Genomic DNA, 6,000 nt, shown 5'->3' with positions numbered 1-6,000 from the left:
TCGGGGGTGGCCCGCCACGGGATTCTGTTTCCCTCGGCCGGGAGCAGTTGCGTCTCACAGTACCACGCGTTCCCCAGCGCTCCAGTGGAGCCAGCGTACCATTCGAGCTGCGTCTTGCGCAGCGGCAGTGCTTGCATCCAGCAGGACTTGGCCGCGATTTCAACGCGCAGGAACAGAACCGATGCAGGTCCGACCAGCCGCGCATCGGACGGGCCATGGCATTCCGGTTGTGGTCTCGTCATTGGCCTACGGAAGAGCATGGACACGCAATTCCCTCAACGAGGCAGCCCGAGAATGAGTGGGTCGGCGATCCGACGCGGCTCGGTGAACTGCACCTGTCGTATACCGGAAGCGTTGCCGCCGGATACCTGGATTGGTGCACTCCCGAGAGCAGACACAATGCTGTAGTGCACCGCCGCGAAGTGGTCAGCGCACAGATTGTGGAAGTTCAGGCCGCCCGGTATGTGAGCGCAGGTGAACTCGGCCAGACGGCCGGAGATGTACTGCAGAATGCTACCGTAGTCGTCGTCAATTGGCCCGGGCTCCGCGGTCAGGTAGTTCGCGACATCGCCGAATCCGACCTTGTGGAGAGCAGTGATCATCTCGTCGCCCCGGGTGTACATGAGCACCACGCGCTTGCTCTTCAGGCTGTCTGCGCCGCCGGGACGGGAACTGACGTCCCCCACGTATGAGTCGATCAGCTCCCACGGATTCCGGGTGCCTGTCTGCGCGGTGGGGCTGAACATCACCAGAAGCGTGTCCGCCAGAGTGAAGTAGCGGACGATCCGTTCATCCGGTTGCCCGGAACGGCCCCATCGTTCGAAGGCCTCGCCGCTGACGTCGTAGAACAGCAGGTCCCGCGTGCCCACCATGCTCATGTTGCTCACGCGCACTACGGTAGGATGCTCGAAGGTGTAGGTGGTCGGAGGCGGCAGTCGTCCATCCCTGAGCATCCTGGCGCTGTCAAGCATGCGCTGGGCACTCTCGGGGTTCAGGGTCTTGCTGAAGAAGCCTGTCCCCAGGTTCTGCATGCTGGTGTCGGTGAAGACACCCATCAGGACCGAGAAGTAGACGGTCTTACCATGGCCAGGATACCCCACGGCTGCGATCATGGCGGGCCTGCGTGGGTTCTCGACGTACTCACCGGGCAACTTCCGGCCGCAGCCATTCGGCGCCCCCGGGCAGTAGTAACCGTCAGCCCGCAGCGCGGGCTGCACATGGCCAACGTGGAATGGGCAGAGGACTTGCTTGGTCGGCATAGTCAGGCGCCCTTCCCGCGGCTTCGGGAGCTGAACAGCCCCGTGACCCAGCCAGAGAAGTCGTCCCTCACGCTCCGCAGTGACTCCCCAACGTCCAGAGCAAGACTCATCGCCGTGTCGCCGATGTTGGGCCCGCGTAGTACCCACACGATGAGCGCGATGCATAGGCTGAAGAGCAACGTAGCGGCTTCGAGGATAAAGGCTGCCTGAGGTCTCGGTAGATTCCCAAAGAGCCGCGATGAGCCCACGTCTTCAGTCAGGAGGAACCTGCGGAGGCAGGTCGCGACGGGGACGGCAGCAAGAGCCAGCACTAGCCCACCGACAAAAGTCCGGACGCGTCCCAACCTTTCTTTAACGGCCTCCCTCAACTCAAAGGTCGTCTCGGTGTTCTCCAGGTCATACAGCTCACGCACTGCAAGGAGCCCGACCACGCTATGCCAGTCCACGGTTCGGAGAGCTTGCAGAGCGGACAGGTCCGCAACCCGGGAGGGCGCTCTGGGCGCGGCCTTGAGGATCTCGCGAATGAGGGCGCACAGACGCTCGTGGTTCCTGGGCTCGGTCAGATCAGCGCCGACCTCGTCCAGAAGGACCGCGGCGTACCCCGGGACGTATAGCTGAGCGGGATCGGCCAGTCGGAGACGCCAAATGTCCTTCGCCGTCTTCCCGTACCCATCTACCCCCTCCTGCTCAACCTGATCCTTTAGGGACTGGGCCAACCTAACGCGCTTCCTGCGGGGATCCCGGGCAGCCAAGAACGCCTCTCTCAGGACCTTCATGCGGTGGCTGTCACCGAGGCCGGCGACGATGCGCTCCCAGTCGCCGATATCGCGACGCCCAAACTCCCCGCCCTGCTTGACCCGTAGCTCCATGCAGAAATCATTCAACCCGCTCGCTGGGCCGTGGAGCAGGGCCAACACCTTGCGGAGACCCATATCCAGGTGCTGCTCGATGGTTTTCTGGTCGAGTCTGGGAGGCTTCAACGACATGATCCGTGTGGCCGCCCTTGCCACAATCCGGGCGCGGACCTCTGAGCGGCCAGCGCCGTCGGTGCCTATAACTGACTCTATGAGGCTCCAGTCGTCCGAATCCGAGTAGCCCTCTCCCTTCCCATCCACCAGTCGAAACGCCTTTACCGCATCTGTCCGCTCACTGAGGACGTGAGTGAATGTCGCATTGGTGTCCACTCGGTCCACCAACCAAAGGCCGTAGTTCTCGGGGATGGATGCGGTCTGCGGAACCCCCTCCACGCTTCGTGCAGCACAGTCCACTCGTGCCACGCGTTCCTGCTTCGGCTCCTTCTGGCGGAGACCGCAAGCCCACAAACCGAACTCCGGCAACGTGGTTCTCGCCGCTCCGGTATTGAAGGTGCAGGTCATGCGGATCTCGGCTGAGAGCAGGGCAAAGATACCCCTCAGCGTCGCTTCGATCTCTCCTGGCGTCCCGAGGAACTCGGCCCTGATAGCTTCTGGCTTCGGTTCGCCCCGGTCGTCGACGGCATGGGGCCAGTGCTCGCACACCGCCAGATGTGCCAGCGCCTTCCGGGAGGTTGCGTCTGTCTCGTCCCACAGTTTGATGTCTTCCGAACCCAGGTCACGGGTCAGCTCTACTGGCAACTTGACGCTGTCTCTTGCTTTCTCACGACGCTCGATGGCATCCTCGATTTCCGACGCGAACGCGAATCCGCCGTCGAGGATGTAGAAGGGATTGCCAGCGAGTTCCCTCTCGAAGTCCTTAGCGTCGATGATGAGCAGATGGGCCACGAATTGGTCCTCGCGTCCTGCGCTGTCACGGTACCGGGCGAAAGACACCTGCCCGACGAGAACTCTGCGCGTGTCACCCTTGCCCAGAACCGCAAATAGCCGATGCGGCTCACCCGCAAGTGGCACTGGTCCAAGGAGGTGCGCGGAGATGCCGGCAATCTGTGGCTCCTCGAGAAAGCCGGGCGTACAGGCAATGACCTGGAACCCCTCACGACCGTACTCAGAGTCTTCTGCACGCAGCTTCCCGTACAGGTACTGCCCGACGTTGACGTACCGCGTGACTGACTTTGGGGAGCGGCCAGCACATTCCGGCCGGTCACCCTCCGTGCGTTCGTTTCTCGGCATTGCTCAGCCCCCCTCGCTCATCGCCAGGAAGGTCACCGGCGGAACGTGGTGGTACTGTATGAATGGCTCGCGTGTCCAGCGGCGAGCGGTCTCGTCGTACCGGTAACAGACGGCCGGCGGTCCGGCGTCCACCACGCAGCGGCGCTCAACTCGAGTCATGCGGCTCGCCGCTTCGAAGACCCGAACACTCTGCTCGCGGTGCTCGACGAACAGCACGAGACCGCTGGCCCGGGAGATGCACTCGAAGACGGGAGAGCCCTCGGCACTCCCCGTGCGCATATCACGCTGGCAGCGCAGACAACCTGCGGGGTGCTCGTGACCACACCGCGGGCAGATGAAGGGCCTCCCTGACCGGGCCTCTCTCAGTGCTGAGAATTCCCGTTCCGACAGGTGACCGAGGACCGTTGACTGACCGTCCAAAGGGGGTGGTTGCAGGGGCTCGGACGAGAGTGCCACCGTCTTGACTGAACCGTCGGAGTGTATGATGTGAGCAGTCAGCGGATCATCGGCGCGATCAGAGAGATAGTCGACCGTGATGTCGGCGGGCTCGGCGCCGCATCGCCAAACCAGCACGGCGCCGTCGCGACCCATCTCCAGGGCATACTCCGGGTTATCCCATTGATAGGGCATGAAACCCGGCTGACCGATCATGATCTCAATGGGCACGTGTAGCAGCGACCTCGCGGCTTTCTCGGGTTCGCCGCTGCAGTCAATTGTAAACGCATCCGGACATCCCGGAGGCAGGACACCGATTCCCGGAAGCGTGATGATCCGCACCGGGCGGTCGTAAGCAGCATAGTCGGCCAAGTCCCAGATAGGGCCAGCTGCGACGACGACTGGCTCGCAACCATGCAGTCTCGCGTCGCGAGAGATGGCGTCCAGCGTCGGTCCCAGTACGCGAAGTGGGTCGTCCGTCTTCGCACCCCGTACCGCGCGGGCACCTCCCAACCAGGCATCGGGAGACGCGCCCTTCTGCGTGCCAAGGTCGTAGACGGCGGCGCAGTGCCGCGCCCCCAGTTCTGTCACGACTCCCATCGCCAGTTCATGCAGCCCGATCGCTTCCGCTGCGCTATCCACAATCACGACCACGCGGCTGCCGCCCGCGGGAAGACGGAAGGTGCCGGAACGGTCCTCAATTCGGAGTGCGGGATCGTTAGGCATGGCTTCCCGTGTTCGGGATGTGTCTCCCTCGTATGCTGAGATTAGGGCTCCCAATCGAGTCGGTCGTCGTTACCAAGGCGCACCACTTTCTTGCGCCTGTTTGACTTGTCTGAACCGGCAGGCCTCGGTTCGGCGGCTGGCGGCGTCTCGGCAGGATTCGGTGGCGCCGAAGCGTGCGGTCCTTCGGGCACCTCGTGGACTTCGTGGGTCGCGCTTGGCCCCGGCGTATCCTGTACCTGCCGAAGATAGACGTAGGGTACGTGCGCTGCTTGTTCGGGTTGCGAGAACAGCTCCATCTGGGACCGCCTCGACGCGGTCGCCGAAGAGCCAACAAGCACTTTCTTGGCAACTCCTTGGCCGATCTTGGACGGAGCGCGCGCAGGAGTGACAATCCAACTGGCTTCTCCGGCCCGGATAGTCATCCGAGTCCTGATGGCAGCGCGGCGGCCCTTTGCGGGGGCGCCGTCCGGACCGATCAGACGCGCACCCGGGTGCGTAATGTGTAGCACGACCGGCCCGAAAGCGTGTCGACGAGCCACTGCAACCGGCTCGCCGCTTGCATCCAATAGCCTATGCGGGCGAAATATGTCAACCCGGACGCACGACGGGGGATGACCATTCTGGGTGGTTGGGGCAACAATGACTGTCCTACCACTGACTGCAGAAGCGACCAGTGCCAGGAACGCGAGCAATATGGCCAGTCCTGGGAGCCAGACCCGCACCACTGGGAGAAGCGAGGACACCAGGTGACCTAGACGTTCCGCCAACCCGGGGCCCTGCTCGAGGACAACGAGGGGCATGATCGCGGACATGCCGTTGGCAGGGACGTGCAGCGTACTTGTGGCCTTGTGTTCACCTTTTGTCGCCGTGAGGACGTAGTCGGATGGTTGCAGGCCGTGTAGTGAGAACACCCCGAAGCGGTCGGTACGGAAATCATCGATCACTGGCGCGCCGGAGCGATCCCGCACGCTGATCACCGCCCGGCTCGCGGGGCGAAGCCCTCGCCAATCGCATCCGGGGCCCGGTGAGGCTGCGACCATACCAACGACGCGTTGGCCGGTGGAGGGCCGAAGCACGAAGTTCACCTGGGATGCATCCGGTTCTGCCTCGGAGATTGCGACCGAGTGTGCGTGTGGTATTGCAACGCGATCCGGCGACAGGGGGCGCACGATGTAGTTGCCCAAACTGGGGACTTCTATGCAATACGTGCCGTCTCGAGCGGATGACGCGACGGTCAAACCGCGGCCGGCGGTGACCCATTCGGCTGAGGTAGGATTGCCGCTCGCATCGACCAGGCGGCCGCGGATATAGCCGCGAGCATGCGCGAGTTGCTTCAGCGCGTTCTGTCGTCCTTGCTCCGCACCGTCAGGACAGAGCCTGTCTGCTGCCGCATCCTCCTTCGAATCGAAAACAGCCCATACCGCTGCAAGCCGTACGGGTGAGACTTGCCCTCGTGTGCCAGTGGGAGTGGTTAT

General features: G+C 63.2%; 4 protein-coding genes. 1 reads left to right on the top strand and 3 read right to left on the bottom strand.

Features of this window, described 5'->3' with window-relative positions:
- Positions 1–275 precede the first annotated feature (275 nt).
- The gene (locus HPY44_15880) at positions 276–1,259 is read right to left on the bottom strand and encodes a hypothetical protein (protein ID NSW57488.1); all 984 of its coding nucleotides are present in this window, start codon (positions 1,257–1,259) and stop codon (positions 276–278) included.
- 2 nt (positions 1,260–1,261) lie between these two features.
- A complete protein-coding gene (locus HPY44_15875) occupies positions 1,262–3,019 on the bottom strand; it encodes a hypothetical protein (GenBank protein NSW57487.1) in 1,758 nt (585 codons plus the stop codon).
- 102 nt (positions 3,020–3,121) lie between these two features.
- Between HPY44_15875 and HPY44_15870 the strand changes: the two genes are divergently transcribed.
- Complete coding sequence (locus tag HPY44_15870) at positions 3,122–3,304, top strand: hypothetical protein (protein NSW57486.1); 183 nt, start codon at positions 3,122–3,124, stop codon at positions 3,302–3,304.
- Between the two features lie 63 nt (positions 3,305–3,367).
- Here HPY44_15870 and HPY44_15865 read toward each other — a convergent pair whose 3' ends face one another.
- The gene (locus HPY44_15865; protein NSW57485.1) at positions 3,368–4,525 is read right to left on the bottom strand and encodes a hypothetical protein; all 1,158 of its coding nucleotides are present in this window, start codon (positions 4,523–4,525) and stop codon (positions 3,368–3,370) included.
- Between the last annotated feature and the right edge of the window lie 1,475 nt (positions 4,526–6,000).

This window comes from Armatimonadota bacterium, assembly GCA_013314775.1.
Classification (GTDB): Bacteria; Armatimonadota; Zipacnadia; order Zipacnadales; family JABUFB01; genus JABUFB01.
This window is presented reverse-complemented; position numbering and strand designations above follow the sequence as displayed.